Source organism: Cupriavidus necator N-1 (genome assembly GCF_000219215.1).
Taxonomy (GTDB): domain Bacteria; phylum Pseudomonadota; class Gammaproteobacteria; order Burkholderiales; family Burkholderiaceae; genus Cupriavidus; species Cupriavidus necator.
The window spans coordinates 1,775,498-1,788,883 of sequence record NC_015723.1 but is presented as its reverse complement, the minus strand read 5'-3'; the positions used below and the strand labels follow the sequence as shown (position 1 = coordinate 1,788,883).

The window sequence follows — 13,386 nt, the reverse complement described above, 5'->3', positions numbered from 1 at the left end:
CACTCAGGCTGGCGGCACGGCCGCGCGCAGCGTGACGCAGCGCAGGCCGGCTTGTTCGATGGCGGTGAGCAGGCCCGGCAGCACCGTGGTGCAGTGCGCATTGCCGGCGGCATCGGTGCCGGGATTGCCGTCGTGCAGCAGCAGGATGTCGCGCCCGGCGAGCTTGCCGGTGAGGCGCTGCGCCACGCGTGCTGCGTGGTCGCCGCAACGGGTATCGAAGCCGCGCCGGGTCCAGGCGGCAAGCTGAAGCCCGAGCCGGCACAGCACCGGCTCAAGGAAGGGATTGCGCAGCCCCGCGGGCGCGCGGAAGAAGCGCGGCGCCTGGCCGGTGAGGTCGGTCAGCACCTGCTGCGCGGCACCGATGTCGCGCAGTATGCGTCCGGGACCGAAGACGGAGAAGTGCAGCCGGTGGTACATGCTGTGGTTTTCCACGGCGTGGCCGCGGCGGACGATTTCGCGCACCAGTTCCGGATGCGCCGCGGCGCGCGCGCCGACGCAGAAGAAGGTCGCGCGCGCACCATGCTGGTCCAGCATGTCGAGCACGCGCGGCGTCAACGCCGGGTTGGGGCCGTCGTCGAACGTCAGTGCCACACAGTCACTGGCCGAGGGCGGCAGGCGCAGCAGGTTGGGGCCAAGCCACCGGCTGCGCGGCCACAGGCCGGCGGCGCACATTGCCGCATGGGCGGCGCCAACGCCGGCCAGCGCCATGCCCATGGCTTCAGGGTACGCCAGGATCGCGCCGGCGGCACCCAGGTGCACGGCGGCGGTGCCATAAAGCAGCGGGGTGGGGCGCCAGGGGCGGCTGTTGGAGGTGCCGCGCAAGGCAACGCGCGGTGCGGGATACGAATTCATATTGCACTCCCGGCTATGTCCGGCGCCGCGGGGCGCGCCAGGATTGCCGAAAACCACAGGGCCAGCACGGCACCTGGACCTACCGTCAGGCCGAAGGCCTTGAGCAGCGGCAGGCTCGACAGCGCCAGCAGGCCGAAGGCGGCCACCGTGGTCAGGTTGGCCAGCAGCAGCGACACCAGTGTATGCGGTGAAGCGCCCGCCACCTGGCTGCCCGCCGCGGGGCCGTTGAAGAATAGCGCGTAATTGGAACCCACGGCCATCAGCAGCAGCAGGCCCACCAGGTGCAGCAGCGTCAGCGGCTGGCCGAGCGCTGCCAGCCCGCCCAGCACCACCAGCGCCGCCGCGGCCAGTGGCAACACCGTGGCCACGACGCGCCGTGCCGAGCGCAACGCCACGGCCAGCAGCACGATGATCGCCAGCAGGCCGGCCAGCGACAGCAGCAAGGCCTCGCGTAGGTAGCCGGTGTAGAGGCGGTCGGATTCGCCCTTGAGGTCGACGAACAGCGTGTCAGCGACGCCGGCCCGCGCGACCGCGGCCCGCACTGCGCTGGTGTCGACGCCGTCGGCCGCGCCGGTGCTTTGCGGGGTGTGGGCCGGTGCACGCAGCGGCAGCGTGGCGCTCCAGCGCCCGTCGCGCTGCGCCAGCAACGCGTCGACAGCCAGCGCCATCGATGTGCCGCGCAAGTCCTCGCGCCGCAGCAGCGCACCGGTGCGCGCCGCCTCGGCCTGCGCCAGGAACGGCGCGAACAGGGACGCGCGCACCGGCTGCGTGGCGATGGCGGCGCGCAGGCGCTGCGCCAGCTCGTCGGGCGGCGGCAGGCTGGCCTGGCGCTCGCGCTGGGTCGCCGCGCTGGGCAGGTAGCGCGCCGGGCTCTCGTAGCCGCCGATGAAATTCTGCGCCACCAGCGGGTCCAGTTCACGTGCCACGCGCTCCGCGCCCTGCAGCACGGACTCCTGGTCCGGCCCGGACAGCACCACCAGGTAGCGCACGTCGGGTGCGCCAAGGTCCTCGCGCAAGCGGGTGTCGAGGGCCTGGTCGCTGGCCGACACCGGGCTCAGCGCCTGCAGCTCGCGGCCCCACAGCGTGCCGCGGTGCATGGCCAGCACCGTGCCGGCTGCCACCACCAGCACGAGCACCAGCCAGCGCACCCGGTGCGCGCGCGCCGCCAGCCACTGCAGCCGGCGGCCCAGCGGCGCCACGTCGCGCAGGTGCAGCGTGGCCGGCACCAGCTGCGGCAGCACGAAGCGCGTCACCAGCGCCGCGGTCGTCAGCCCGGCAATCGAATACAGCCCCAGCTGCGCCAGCCCCGGAAAGCCCGACAGCAGCAGCGAGGCAAAGCCGCAGACCGAGGTCAGCACGCCCAGGCGCACCGTTGGCCAGAAGCCGCCCAGCCAGGCGCGCTCGTCGCGCCGGCCGTCGCGCGTGTACTGCGCGGACTGTACGAACAGGTAGATCGAATAGTCGACCGCCTCGCCGATCAGCGTGGTGCCGAAGCCCAGCGTCAGGCCGTGCACCGAGCCGCCGAAGCCCAGGCTGACCGCGGCAATGCCCGCCAGCGCGCCGCTCAGTACCGGCACCAGCCCCAGCACCAGCAGCGGCACCGAGCGGTAGACCAGCAGCAGCAGCGTGACGATGATAGCCACGCCGATGGTCGACAGGCGCTCCACATCATGGCGGATGGTGTCGCGTGCATTGACGGAAAACACGCCCGGCCCGGTCATCACCAGCTGGTACTGGCCAGCCGTCGCGGCCTTGGCAAACGCCTCGCGCACGGCCCCGATGGCTTGTGCCTGCGCATCCGTGTCAGACCCCGCGGCGGCGGTCTGGGCCAGCAGCACCGCGCGCTTGCCGTCGCGCGACGCCCAGGCGCCGGCGTGCATGGGCACGCGCTGCCCGGCATCCAGCTGTGCCAGCATCGCGGCCACTTCGCCGGTGGGATCGCGCGGCAGCAGCGACTTGGTGAAGAGCCCGGCGGACGAAGCCAGCAGCTCGAACGATTCATTCAGCGCCTGCGCCAGGCCGCGTTCACTGAAGCGCTCCGGCGTGACCGCGGGGCTGAGCAGGTAGCGGTGCGCAAACACGTATTGGCGGTCTGCGGCCTGGTTGACCGGCTCGCCGTTCTGGATCGCCGTGAAGCGCGGGTCGCCGCGCAACTGTGCCGCCATGGCACGCGATACCGCGGCGCGGCCATCGGCATCGCCGCCTTCGATCCCGACCAGGACCAGGCGCGATACCAGTCCGTCGCGCAGCTGGTTCACCAGCAACTGCTGCTCGGCGCTGGGCAGCCGCGGCAGGAAGGCCGAGAGGTCGGCCGTGAAGGTGGAGCGGCTGATGACGGCCGCGCAGGCGAGCATGGCGAAGATCCACAGTGCCAGCGCGATCCGGCGCGTCGCTGGGCGCATCGTTGCGGGCGGCGCTGCGCTCATGGGCGGCCGGCAGGTCGGATCTTCATCACCGAGCGGTCGCCGTCGGCCTGCCGGATCTCGACGCGGTCGAGCACATCCTGGCTGCCGTCGATGCGCACTTGGCTGATCACAGCGGCCATGCGCGAGTCCGCCGGTGTCAGCGTCAGCGTCCAGCGGCTGGCGCGGCCTTCCAGGCCGAGCTTGTAGTAGCGCTCCAGCGTCTGGCGGTTGCCTGCCAGCGTGCCGCGGATGCTTTCGATAAAGGCGGCCAGCTCGGGGTAGTTCTGCAGCGGCATGGTGTAGCGCTTGCCGTCGCGCTCGACCGTCAGCATGTCGCCGTCGAGCACCATGTTCTCGGCCTTGGGCTCCAGTGTGCGCTTCTCCAGGTGGTCGGGCGCCGTGAACAGCAGTTCGCCGGTCGACTGCACCGGCTTGTCGACTATCGCCAGGTACTTGGTCTCGGTGAACAGCACGCGCCCCGACTTGCGTTGCGCCAGGGTGGACATCAGCTGGTCGACGCCAAACGTGGCGGCGCCGGACGGTGCGGCCAGCGCAAGCATGGCGCCGGCCAGCAGCATTGACAGCAGGAAGCGGAAAGGGCGTCTGGAAAGGGACATCAGGGGCTGCTCACGGCTCGCGGGTCATGGCTCGTTGCCCGGCGGCGGCTGTTCAGACAGCGGCGGGCCGGCGTGCCAGAAATCGTAGAAGTTGAACCAGTTGTATGGGGCGCTGCGGCAGAACTGCTCCAGCAGGCGCACGTATTCCGCCAGCGCGGTCTGCACGGCTGCCTCGCGCTGGCCGCGCGCGGTGTCGGTGAAGTCCGCCAGCGGCACGAAGTGCACATCGTAGCGGTTGCCGCCGCGGTACAGGCCGGTGATGAAGAACACCGGCCGGCGCAGCATCGCCGCCATGCGCAGCGGGCCGGTCGGAAGGCCCGTGGGCGTGCCGAGGAAGCTGCACTGCTGCACCGGGTCGGTGGCGCGCTGCGACAGCGTGCGGTCGGCCAGCATGCCGATCATGTAGCCGCGGTCCAGGTAGTCGCGCACCCGCAGCATGGTGTCGAAGCGACCCAGCGCGATCACGTCCTGGCGCATCGCCGGGTTGATCGACTGCAGCACGTCGTTGAGCTTGTGCGCATTCTCCTCGTACATGGTGATCGCGACTTCCATCTCCGGGTGCCGCCGCCCGAGCGCGCGCACCACCTCGAAGCTGCCCAGGTGCGCACCCAGCAGGATTGCGCCACGGCCGCGCGCCATCGCGGCTTCCAGTTGCGCCTCTCCGTGCAGGCGGATATCGAACAGGTCGAAGCGGCCGTTGAGCAGGTAGATGCGGTCATGGATGGTCGAGGCGAAGGTGAACACATGCCGGTAGCCATCGACCCAGTTGGCCTCGCGCCCGAGGGCGCGGTCCATGTAGGCGCGCGAGGCATGGCGTGCCGCCGGTGCGAACAGCATGAAGTACGCCGCAATCCCCCGCAGCACCACGCGCCCGACGGGGCGGCCGAGTGCCAGCGAGATCCACGTCATGACGCGCAGCAGCGTGATGCTGCCGCGCTCCTCGCGGTGCGACCATTCGGATTCCAGCGGCGGCTGCCGCTTCCACAGCCAGCTCAGCATGCCGATGCCCCCGCTTGCGGCGCGGCGCCACGCACTTGCAGCGTGCCGCTGGCGACATCGCGTCCGGCGCTGCGCAGCGTGAAGCGGATACTCTCGCTGCCATCGGCCGCTGCGTCGGCCTGGTGAAGGATCTCCACGCGCTCGCCCGGGGTCACCGGGCTCAGGAACTTGATGGCGCCGGCCTGGGTGACGGCAAGGCGGCGGCCCAGCGCCGCGCCGAGTGCCAGCACCGCGTGGTCCAGCAGCACCACCCCCGGCACGATCGGATGGCCGGGAAAGTGGCCGGCGATGGCCGGGTGATCGGCGTCGATGACAAAGCCGGGCCTTGCCACGCTCTCGCCGTGGTGTGCCGCGGCAAGCCTTGCGACCAGCGCCGCCAGGGCTTCGCGCGGCAGCTTGCCGGAGGCATTGCGCGGCAGGCTGTCGGCAAAGAGCAGCGGGCGTGGCAGGAAGGCCGGGTCGATGCGCGCGCGCAGCGCCTGCTGGAGCTGCGCCGGGGCGACGCCTGGCGCCACCGCCACCGCCACCAGCCGCACCACGTGGCCATGCGTGTCGCCTTCGTGCGCATCATCGGGCATGAAGAACGCGCCGTCGCGCACGCCGTCAATGGCCGTGAGCTGGTGGTTCAGGTAAGCCAGCGAGGTGCGCTTGCCGGCGATATTCAGCATGTCGGCCTTGCGGCCATGGAGCAGGAAGTGGCCGGCATCCAGCGGTGCGATGGCGTCGCCCAGCGACACCGGCTGTTCGATATGGCCGCCTTCGGCCCAGGTCTCGGTGTCGCCGCCGTCGCCCTGGCGTGCCTCCAGCCGCACGCCAGGCACCAGTGTCCAGGCATCGGTCTGCGCGGTGCGGCGCGTGGCGACCTGGCCGGTCTCGGTGCTGCCGTAGATCTCGCACAGCGGAGCGCCGAACAGGGTCTCGGTCTCGCCCGCCAGCTGGCGGCCAAGCGGGGCGGTCGCGCACAGCACCAGGTCTGCCGGCGGCATCGCCATGCCCGACTGAACCAGCGTGCGCAGGTGCACGGGCGAGCTGACCAGCGCACGCGGCGCCGGCACCGAGGCGAGGGCATCGCGCACGTCGGCCGGATAGAAGGCCGGGGCCGCCACCAGTGCCGCGCGGCCCTGCAGCACCAGCATGACCGTGGCTTCCAGCCCGAACATATGCTGTGGCGGCACCGTGGCCACCACGGTCCAGGCACGCCCATCCAGCAGGCCTAGCCGCTGTGCCGCGGCATGCGCGCACCGGGCCATCGCGCCCCAGGTCTTGCGGTGCGGCACCGGCGTGCCGGTCGAGCCTGACGTGAACACGTACGCCATGACCTGGGTCGCGGCAATCTGCGGGATCTCGGTCGGCCCCTCCGTGGCGGCGCCGCGCAGGCCGTCGTGATAGTGGAACGCCGGCATGGCGCACGCCGCGTCAGGCTGGTCATGCAGGCAGAAGGCGTCCGGGGCAAAGTCGGCCAGCTGGCGCACCATCTCCGGCGTATGGGACGGCGGCAGCAGGGTGGCCTTGCCCGCCAGCAGCGCGGCGCACAGGCCGACGGCGAAGCGGTAGCGGTCGGTGCAGGCGTTGAATACGTGCCCGCCTGCCGGCAGCGCGGTGGCCAGGCTGGACGCATCGGCCAGGAACTGGCGCACGCTGACAGGCCGCCCGTGCGCCCAAGCGATGATGTCTTCGGGCGAGGCATGCGCGACGATGGGGAGCGTGGTCATGGGGCGGAGCCTGTGCCTGTTGCCAGTGTAGGGGCCGGGGTGCGGCGCGTCAGCGCGGCAAACCGGGCCGGCCCGCACGGGCAGCCATGACTGCGCGATAGCCATGCACCGCGTCCAGCAGGCCGCCGTGGGCCATGCCCGGGAAAGCGATGCGGCGGCACACGGCCTCGCCCACGAACATCAGCGCGATCAGCAGCGGCGTGGCCAGATTGGCGAAGCTGGACCAGGTTGCCACCGGCGCCAGCACGAACAGCAGCGTCGATATACCCACCATCGCGGCAAAGAACAGCGTCCAGGCTTGGGTCACGCGCAGCGTGTAGCGCAGGTGCGCGGGGGGCAGTTGGCCATGGATTGCCGTCGCGATCTGCGTGCACAGTGGCGTGTGGTCGGGGCGCAGGCTCAGCGCGAACATCACGCCCAGCGCGGCGTTGATGCCGGCGTGCTGCAGGAAATAGGTCCAGCCGAAATGCGTGGCCAGCGGCAAGCGCCAGATCCACAAGGCGGCGCAGGCTGCCAGCAAGCCAGCCAGCGCAGGGAGGCGCCACCCGGCGCGGCGGCAGGCAAGGAAGCCGATTAGCAGGAACGGCGCCGCCCCGAGCCACAAGGCGGCGATTTCGGCACCCGGCTGGTGTGCTGCACGGTGCAGGGCGGATTCGTAGGCGACAAAGGCGGCTACCGCGGCAATCCAGCCATGGCGCTGGCCTGGCGGCACGGCATCCTGCCGCAAAGGCATGGCCGGCGCGGCGGGCGTGGAGGGGCGGTCGAATTGCTGGCTCGATGGCATCTGCGAGGGTATATTGTGTGTAGCGTAAGTCGCTTGGCGCAAAGCGTTGCCGGAAATGACGCTGCATGGTGCGCGAAGCGAACGCTTTATACCCCAAAAGACCGGCCCGACGTGATGATGATTCCCAAAAGGGCCGCCTTTGTTGTTACTAAACTTCTCTCAACTGGCTGGGATTTGCCCCTTTTGATAGCATCGGTTGCCCTGCCGTGCGGACTGGACAACCTTGCCCGGACCCATGCCGCAGCGGCATTCCAGCCACCTAGCGACATGACCGAACTCGAAACCGAACTTGCCCGCCTGATCATCGACGAACTCGACATTGCCGAGTTGCGGCTGGAGGACATCCATGCCACCACGCCGCTCTATGGCGAAGGCTTCGGGCTGGATTCCATCGATATCCTTGAGATCGCACTGCTGGTGTCGCGCAAGTACGGGGTCGAACTGCGTTCGGACAACCCCGACAACAAGACCATCTTTGCCTCGCTGGGCAGCCTGGCCACCTACCTGGCGGAACACCGCACGCGCTAGCCCGGCTCGCCGCACCCACCCTTTCGCCCTTTCCCAAAGCCAGGACCGGAGCACGACATGCCGCAGCAAGCCATGCCCGGGCCCGCACTGGTGACCGGCGGCAGCGTCTGCCCCATGGGTGGCACCGAGCCGTCCGCCACGCACCTGGTGCTGATCCCCAGCTATAACCCCGGCGTGCGCCTGCATGAAGTGCTGCGCGCGGCGCGCGCCGCCTGGACGCCGGTCTGGGTGGTCGTGGACGGCAGCACCGATGGCAGCGACCAGTGGCTGCAGGCGCAGGCGGCCACCGATCCCGGGCTGCGCGTACTGGTGCTGCCGCGCAACCAGGGCAAGGGCACCGCAGTGCTGCACGGCATCGACGCGGCCGCCGCCGCTGGCTTTACGCATGTGCTGGTGATGGATTCAGACGGGCAGCATCCTGCACACCTGATTCCGCAGTTCATGGCGATATCGCAGCGCAACCCCGGCGCCATGGTGCTGGGCCGGCCCGTGTTCGACGCCAGCGCACCGCGCGAGCGGGTCTACTGGCGGCGCATGTCCAACTTCTGGGTGGATGTCGAGACGCTCTGGGCAGGCATCGGGGATTCCCTGTACGGTTTTCGCGTCTACCCGGTCGCGCCGCTGCGCGCGGTCATGCGCGAGAGCCGCTGGATGCGGCGCTTCGACTTTGATCCGGAAGTAGCGGTGCGCCTGTGCTGGCGCGGCGTGCGCCCCATCAACGCCGATGCGCCGGTGCGCTACTTCGGCCAGCGCGAGGGTGGGGTATCGCATTTCCGCTATCTGCGCGACAACCTGTTGCTGACCGGCATGCATCTGCGGCTGCTGGCCGGCTTCGTGCTGCGGCTGCCGGTACTGGTGTGGCAGCGGCTGCGGCGGGCGACCGGCGGTGCGTCGTGCCGGCCGAAAGCCTGAACGGCATCCCGCAAAACAAGCAGAAAGGCCGCACGAAGCGGCCTTTCTGCTTGTTGGGCTCAGGGGCCAGGGTTTGCTTACTTGCCCAGTTCGTGACCAATCACGCCGCCCACCACGGCGCCGCCGATGGTCCCGGCGGTGCTGCCGTGAGTCAGCTCGTGTCCGGCCACGCCGCCGGCCACCGCGCCCGTCGCCGTACAGCCGGCCAGCGCCATGCTGGCACTTACCAGGAGCGCGCTTGCGAGTTTCCACATGATGGTCTCCTGCATCGTTGCCGGGCCAGTTGCAGGCAACCGGCCCCATGTGTCCAGCTTAGGCCCGTGCCGGGCAGGGGCCTCTCCGAGACACGCCGATTGCGCTGTAGGAATCGGACGACGGCAGGTGGCGCAGGGGTGGCGTCAGGCGTCCCCGGCGTGCTGGCGCAGGCGCTTGATCAGCGAAGAGGTGTCTGCGCGGCCGCAACCCATCTGCTGCAGGTCGGCATAGAACTGGTCGACCAGCGCCGTCACCGGCAGGCCGGCGCCGTTGCGGCGCGCCTCGTCCAGGCACAGGCCCAGGTCCTTGCGCATCCAGTCGACCGCGAAGCCGAAGTCGAATTTGTTGTCGATCATGGTGGGGCCGCGGTTCTCGAGCTGCCATGAGCCGGCCGCGCCCTTGCTGATGACGTCCAGCACCAGGCGCATGTCCAGCCCGGCGCGCTCGCCAAAGGCGATGGCCTCGGACAGGCCCTGGATCAGCCCGGCGATGCTGATCTGGTTGACCATCTTGGCCAGTTGCCCGGCGCCGGATTCGCCGATGCGCGTGACGGCGCGTGCGTAGGCGGCAATGACCGGTTCGGCGCGCGCATAGGCGTCGGCATCGCCGCCGCACATGATGGTCAGGATGCCTTTCTCCGCGCCGACTTCGCCGCCGGAGACCGGGCCGTCGACAAAGTGCAGGCCGTGCTCGCGCGCGGCGGCGTAGAGTTCGCGCGCCACGTTGGCGCTGGCGGTGGTGTGGTCCACGAAGATGCAGCCGCTGGGCGCGCTGAAGAAGGCGCCGTCATGCCCGGCCAGCACCGCGCGCAGGTCGTCGTCATTGCCCACGCAGGAGCAGACTACCTGCGCATCGCGCACGGCCTGTGCCGGCGTGGGCGCTGATTTGCCGCCGAACTTTTCGACCCATGCCTGCGCCTTGGCGGCGGTGCGGTTGTACACGGTGACCTCGTGCCCCTTGGTGGCGAGGTGGCCGGCCATGTGGAAACCCATGACGCCCAGTCCGAGAAATGCGACACGCATGCTGCTGCTCCGTTGCTTGTATGTTTGGGATCGGTGAGGCGCGGCCCCGTTTGCGTGATGCCACGCCGGGATCCTGCACCGGCGGGGCGGCTAGGCCGCCTCCGGCTCCAGAGTATACGAGGGCGCCGGGGCTGGGGACAGATACAGAGCCTGGCACGATGTTGCGCTACAGGATGCTGCTTCGGGCACATATAGTCATGGCATCGTTAAAATCAAAATACCCATGGCATGGGTATTTTAAAAATACCCATGCTGTCGCTAAAATAGAAGTACCTATCATATTGGTATTCCATCCAACGCGATGAAGCAAATTGTCTCTACTCCATGGCAGCTTGGCCAGATCCTGCAGGCAGCGCGCAAGGCGGCCGGCCTGAACCAGACCGAGGCTGCCGCGCGGCTGAATATCAGCCAGAGCCGGATGTCGCACATGGAACTGAACCCTGACAGCATCAGCGTCGACCAGCTGCTGGCGCTGGTTGGCGCGCTCGGCCTGGAGTTGGTGGTCCAGGACCGGGCCACGGGAGCCGCCGAGGTGTCCGAGGTGGCGTGGTAATCATGGCGGCACGCAGGTCACGTACGCCGGCGCTGTCGGTCTGGGCCAACGGGCAGCGCGTGGGCACCTGGCGCCAGCCATCCGGTACCGGGATGGAACTGGAATACGACGAGGATTGGATCCGCTCTGAAGCCGGGCGGCCCCTGTCTCTGTCGCTCGGGTATGGCCTGGGCAACCGGCGTGTGGTGCGTGGCGATGCCGTGCGCAACTACTTCGACAACCTGTTGCCGGACAGCGAGGCCATCCGGCGCCGGTTGGCGCTGCGCTTCCAGACCGGCTCGGTAGAAGCCTTCGAGTTGCTCGCCGCCATCGGCCGCGATTGCGTGGGCGCGGTGCAGATCCTGGGCGAAGATGAAGCGCCTGCGGGCATCGACCGGATCGAAGGCGAACCGCTATCGGACGAGCAGATCGAGCGCTGGCTGGAGGATATCGTCGCCACGCCCGCGCTTGGGCGGCATGAGCACGACGACGACTTCCGCATCTCCATCGCCGGCGCGCAGGAGAAGACTGCGCTGCTGCGCCATGACGGCCAATGGCTGCGGCCGCATGGCGCCACCCCGACCACACATATTTTCAAGCTGCCACTGGGCCTGGTGGGCAACCGCAGGGCCGACCTGAGCACGTCGGTGGAAAACGAATGGCTGTGCCTGAAGATCCTTGCCGCCTATGGCTTGCCGGTGGCCGATTGCGAGATGCTGACGTTCGGCCGCCGCAAGGTGCTGAGCGTCACGCGTTTCGATCGCCAGCCTCATCCGTCAGGCAATTGGCTGCTGCGGCTACTGCAGGAAGATTTCTGCCAGGTGTTCGGCCTCAGCCCGCTGCAGAAATACGAGGCCGATGGCGGACCCGGCATGATCGAGATCGCCACGGTGCTGCGCAACTCAGTGGCCCAGGCCGATGATCTGCAGACGCTACTGGCCGCGCAGCTGCTGTTTTGGCTGCTGGCCGCACCGGACGGGCACGCCAAGAACTTCAGCATCCGCCTGCTGGCCGGTGGGCGCTACCGCATGACGCCGCTGTACGACGTGATGTCGATCTGGCCGGTGGTGGGCCAGGGCGCCAACCAGTTCTCCTGGCACAAGGCCAAGCTGGCCATGGCGGTCGCCGGCCGCAGCCGGCACTACGGTCTGCGCGATATCCAGCGCCGCCATTTCAATGCGATGGCACCGCGCTGTTTTCTGGGTGCCGATGCCGAGGCGCTGATCGGGCGCATCATCGCGCGGACCCCGGCGGTGCTCGCCGAGGTCGGCGCAGCACTGCCCGCGGGTTTTCCGCAGAAGGTGGCGGACACGATCCTGGAGGGTTTGCGAACATCGGTGCAGCGGCTGGGAGAGATGCCGGCGCAGGTGGAGGGGTGAGCCCCGGGGAGCCTTTGCCGCCGGAGCTGTCCGCCGCGCACATCACCACAAGGTAAGAACCCGCCTACGCCAGCTTCCGCCCTTGTCCTATCCCTTGCGCATCGCGTGCTGCCTACATTGAAGCCAGGTTGCACCACCGCAAGGAGCCGACTCATGTCATTCGCGCTATACATTATCGGCCTGCTGGTCCTGGTTGGCGGCATTGCCTGGGGCATGGAAACGGCTGGCCTCGCGCCCGTCTATATCGGTATTGCCTGCCTGATCGTGCTTGGCATCGGCATCATGGCGGCGGTTTCGCGTACCCGTACCAAGGACCCTTCTTGAGGGCTGCGTGCCCGGTGCCGTGCCGGGCCCACTTTCCGTGACGCCGCGCAGCGGCGGGCGCACGAGGTTGGCTTGGAACCAGGCCAGCGTTGCCTGCGCGCCATGGCCAGCCAGCATCGCCACTAGTTCACCGGGCCTCCGTGTCCGCCGTGTCTTGCACGGGCGGACTCGTCAGCTGCGCGCGCACCGCCGCCGCCAGTTCGGCAGCCGCCGGCGACAGGCTGCGGTTGCGCGAGGTCACCAGCCCGATCGAGCGCTCGGTCACCGGCGCGGTCAGCAGGCGCTCGACAATGCCGGGCTGGCGCACGGTGCCGGCCGCGATCTCGGGCAGCGCGGCCACGCCGAAGCCGCATTCGACCATGGCCGCGATAGTGGCCAGGCGCTCGGCCTCGAACACCGGCTGGAAGCGGATGCGGTTCTGCAGGAAGGCCCATTCCGCGTACTGGCGCACGCTGCTCGGGTGCGTCATCGACACGTGCGGCGCGCTGGCGGTATCGGCCCAGCGCAGCGGCCCCGGGCTGCGCGCCAGCGGGTGCGCCGACGGGATCAGCAGCACGAAGCGGTCCGACAACAGCGGCTCATACTGCAGGTCTGCCTGTTGCGGGTCGGCGGCGGTCAGCGCGAAATCCACGTCACCGGCGCGCACCAGGTCGAAGGCCGGGCCGGAGAGGGTATCGAACACCTTCAGTGCCACCTCCGGGCGCGCCTGGTGGTAGGCCATCAGCACGCGCGGCAGCATGCGCGCCGCCAGCGAGGGCAGCGCCGCCACCGCCACCTGGCCGCGCTCGGCGCTGGCAATGCCGGTCACGGCGTCGATGGCGCCGCGGAACGCCGCCTGCAGCAGCGCGGCCTGCTGCATGAAGACGTGGCCGGCCGCGGTCAGGCGCACGGTGCGGGTGGTGCGGTCGAACAGGCGCACGCCGAGGGATTCCTCGATGCGCAGGATCTGCGTGGACAGGGCGGATTGCGACAGGTGCAGCTGGCTGGCAGCCTGGCGGAAATTGAGCGTGCGGCCAAGCAACAGCATGGTTTCGATGTCGCGCATCGACAGGTTGATTTTCATGG

14 protein-coding genes are annotated in these 13,386 nt (G+C 69.3%); 5 read left to right on the top strand and 9 right to left on the bottom strand.

Going from position 1 to position 13,386, the window contains the following annotated elements; translation table 11 throughout:
* Positions 1–3: 3 nt before the first annotated feature.
* Genes CNE_RS26150 through CNE_RS26125 form a run of 6 tightly spaced genes read right to left on the bottom strand, consistent with a single transcriptional unit; the run spans position 4 to position 7,318 of the window.
* Positions 4–852: a polysaccharide deacetylase family protein gene (locus CNE_RS26150; RefSeq protein WP_013953303.1), complete on the bottom strand. Its 849-nt coding sequence runs from the start codon at positions 850–852 to the stop codon at positions 4–6.
* Entirely contained in the window at positions 849–3,254 is a 2,406-nt protein-coding gene (locus CNE_RS26145) for an MMPL family transporter (RefSeq protein WP_013953302.1), read from the bottom strand. The genes CNE_RS26150 and CNE_RS26145 overlap by 4 nt, the downstream gene beginning before the upstream one ends.
* A 20-nt stretch (positions 3,255–3,274) precedes the next feature.
* Positions 3,275–3,874 carry a LolA-related protein gene (locus CNE_RS26140; RefSeq protein WP_013953301.1) on the bottom strand — a complete coding sequence of 200 codons (600 nt, stop codon included), beginning with the start codon at positions 3,872–3,874 and terminating at the stop codon, positions 3,275–3,277.
* A gap of 24 nt (positions 3,875–3,898) precedes the next feature.
* Complete coding sequence (locus CNE_RS26135) at positions 3,899–4,873, bottom strand: LpxL/LpxP family acyltransferase (protein WP_013953300.1); 975 nt, start codon at positions 4,871–4,873, stop codon at positions 3,899–3,901.
* The gene (locus tag CNE_RS26130; protein WP_013953299.1) at positions 4,867–6,585 is read right to left on the bottom strand and encodes an AMP-binding protein; all 1,719 of its coding nucleotides are present in this window, start codon (positions 6,583–6,585) and stop codon (positions 4,867–4,869) included. Before CNE_RS26130 ends, CNE_RS26135 begins: the two co-directional genes overlap by 7 nt.
* A gap of 49 nt (positions 6,586–6,634) precedes the next feature.
* Positions 6,635–7,318: a COG4648 family protein gene (locus CNE_RS26125; RefSeq protein ID WP_063712356.1), complete on the bottom strand. Its 684-nt coding sequence runs from the start codon at positions 7,316–7,318 to the stop codon at positions 6,635–6,637.
* Between the two features lie 318 nt (positions 7,319–7,636).
* Between CNE_RS26125 and CNE_RS26120 the strand changes: the two genes are divergently transcribed.
* The gene (locus tag CNE_RS26120) at positions 7,637–7,897 is read left to right on the top strand and encodes a phosphopantetheine-binding protein (protein WP_041228668.1); all 261 of its coding nucleotides are present in this window, start codon (positions 7,637–7,639) and stop codon (positions 7,895–7,897) included.
* Positions 7,898–7,954: 57 nt separating this feature from the next.
* A complete protein-coding gene (locus tag CNE_RS26115; RefSeq protein WP_013953296.1) occupies positions 7,955–8,809 on the top strand; it encodes a glycosyltransferase family 2 protein in 855 nt (284 codons plus the stop codon).
* A gap of 77 nt (positions 8,810–8,886) precedes the next feature.
* Here the strand turns inward: CNE_RS26115 and CNE_RS26110 are convergent, their stop codons facing one another.
* Both CNE_RS26110 and CNE_RS26105 read right to left on the bottom strand, forming a co-directional pair.
* The gene (locus CNE_RS26110; protein WP_013953295.1) at positions 8,887–9,063 is read right to left on the bottom strand and encodes a glycine zipper 2TM domain-containing protein; all 177 of its coding nucleotides are present in this window, start codon (positions 9,061–9,063) and stop codon (positions 8,887–8,889) included.
* A gap of 144 nt (positions 9,064–9,207) precedes the next feature.
* A complete protein-coding gene (locus CNE_RS26105; protein WP_013953294.1) occupies positions 9,208–10,086 on the bottom strand; it encodes an NAD(P)-dependent oxidoreductase in 879 nt (292 codons plus the stop codon).
* A 301-nt stretch (positions 10,087–10,387) separates the two neighbouring features.
* Here CNE_RS26105 and CNE_RS26100 point away from each other — a divergent pair, with 301 nt between their 5' ends.
* From CNE_RS26100 to CNE_RS41760, 3 genes are all read left to right on the top strand, one after another.
* The gene (locus CNE_RS26100) at positions 10,388–10,639 is read left to right on the top strand and encodes a helix-turn-helix domain-containing protein (RefSeq protein WP_013953293.1); all 252 of its coding nucleotides are present in this window, start codon (positions 10,388–10,390) and stop codon (positions 10,637–10,639) included.
* Between the two features lie 2 nt (positions 10,640–10,641).
* Positions 10,642–11,997 carry a type II toxin-antitoxin system HipA family toxin gene (locus tag CNE_RS26095; RefSeq protein ID WP_013953292.1) on the top strand — a complete coding sequence of 452 codons (1,356 nt, stop codon included), beginning with the start codon at positions 10,642–10,644 and terminating at the stop codon, positions 11,995–11,997.
* A 153-nt stretch (positions 11,998–12,150) separates the two neighbouring features.
* The gene (locus CNE_RS41760; protein WP_013953291.1) at positions 12,151–12,321 is read left to right on the top strand and encodes a hypothetical protein; all 171 of its coding nucleotides are present in this window, start codon (positions 12,151–12,153) and stop codon (positions 12,319–12,321) included.
* Between the two features lie 127 nt (positions 12,322–12,448).
* Here CNE_RS41760 and CNE_RS26085 read toward each other — a convergent pair whose 3' ends face one another.
* Complete coding sequence (locus CNE_RS26085) at positions 12,449–13,384, bottom strand: LysR family transcriptional regulator (protein WP_013953290.1); 936 nt, start codon at positions 13,382–13,384, stop codon at positions 12,449–12,451.
* Positions 13,385–13,386: the final 2 nt, after the last annotated feature.

Bases quoted from the DNA above. Each gene is read 5' to 3' on its own strand.
- CNE_RS26150 (WP_013953303.1), bottom strand. From the start codon at position 852: ATGAATTCGTATCCCGCACCGCGCGTTGCCTTGCGCGGCACCTCCAAC.
- CNE_RS26145 (WP_013953302.1), bottom strand. From the start codon at position 3,254: ATGCGCCCAGCGACGCGCCGGATCGCGCTGGCACTGTGGATCTTCGCC.
- CNE_RS26140 (WP_013953301.1), bottom strand. From the start codon at position 3,874: ATGTCCCTTTCCAGACGCCCTTTCCGCTTCCTGCTGTCAATGCTGCTG.
- CNE_RS26135 (WP_013953300.1), bottom strand. From the start codon at position 4,873: ATGCTGAGCTGGCTGTGGAAGCGGCAGCCGCCGCTGGAATCCGAATGG.
- CNE_RS26130 (WP_013953299.1), bottom strand. From the start codon at position 6,585: ATGACCACGCTCCCCATCGTCGCGCATGCCTCGCCCGAAGACATCATC.
- CNE_RS26125 (WP_063712356.1), bottom strand. From the start codon at position 7,318: ATGCCTTTGCGGCAGGATGCCGTGCCGCCAGGCCAGCGCCATGGCTGG.
- CNE_RS26120 (WP_041228668.1), top strand. From the start codon at position 7,637: ATGACCGAACTCGAAACCGAACTTGCCCGCCTGATCATCGACGAACTC.
- CNE_RS26115 (WP_013953296.1), top strand. From the start codon at position 7,955: ATGCCGCAGCAAGCCATGCCCGGGCCCGCACTGGTGACCGGCGGCAGC.
- CNE_RS26110 (WP_013953295.1), bottom strand. From the start codon at position 9,063: ATGTGGAAACTCGCAAGCGCGCTCCTGGTAAGTGCCAGCATGGCGCTG.
- CNE_RS26105 (WP_013953294.1), bottom strand. From the start codon at position 10,086: ATGCGTGTCGCATTTCTCGGACTGGGCGTCATGGGTTTCCACATGGCC.
- CNE_RS26100 (WP_013953293.1), top strand. From the start codon at position 10,388: ATGAAGCAAATTGTCTCTACTCCATGGCAGCTTGGCCAGATCCTGCAG.
- CNE_RS26095 (WP_013953292.1), top strand. From the start codon at position 10,642: ATGGCGGCACGCAGGTCACGTACGCCGGCGCTGTCGGTCTGGGCCAAC.
- CNE_RS41760 (WP_013953291.1), top strand. From the start codon at position 12,151: ATGTCATTCGCGCTATACATTATCGGCCTGCTGGTCCTGGTTGGCGGC.
- CNE_RS26085 (WP_013953290.1), bottom strand. From the start codon at position 13,384: ATGAAAATCAACCTGTCGATGCGCGACATCGAAACCATGCTGTTGCTT.